Source organism: Salinimicrobium oceani, assembly GCF_012037645.1.
On sequence record NZ_JAAVJR010000965.1, the window covers coordinates 1 to 382 of the forward strand.

Here is a 382-nt window from a genome sequence, read left to right on the forward strand (position 1 = left end):
GTAACTGCTATAGTTCCGGAGAGATCCCGGGAATGAGTGGAGAGCCGCAGATCCATTATTGTGGCCTGAAATTCCTGCGCCTGCTGGTCATGTACATGGCATAAACAAAACTAATGGCTGCTTTAATAAGCAGATATTCCACCCATTTGCCATTGGCGAACTCATCCTGATAAATTGCAGCAAAATCTCCGGAGACTATTTGCCTGAAATGGGAAATGATCAGAGAAAGCCCTACAAAGATCACAAAGAAAATTGTTGCCAGTTGTAATACTTTGATCCAGTAATCGGGATTTTTAATGTCTTCTAAAATGCGCATTTACTTTAGTTTTTCGTGATTTCTGTGCCGGTTCTTATCGCGTTGGGTCTTTAGATCCAACTTCTT

At 41.6% G+C, this 382-nt stretch carries 1 protein-coding gene; it reads right to left on the reverse strand.

The annotated features are described in order from the left end of the window. Nucleotides 1–55: 55 nt before the first annotated feature. A complete protein-coding gene (locus HC175_RS20280; protein WP_168024278.1) occupies nt 56–316 on the reverse strand; it encodes a hypothetical protein in 261 nt (86 codons plus the stop codon). Nucleotides 317–382: the final 66 nt, after the last annotated feature.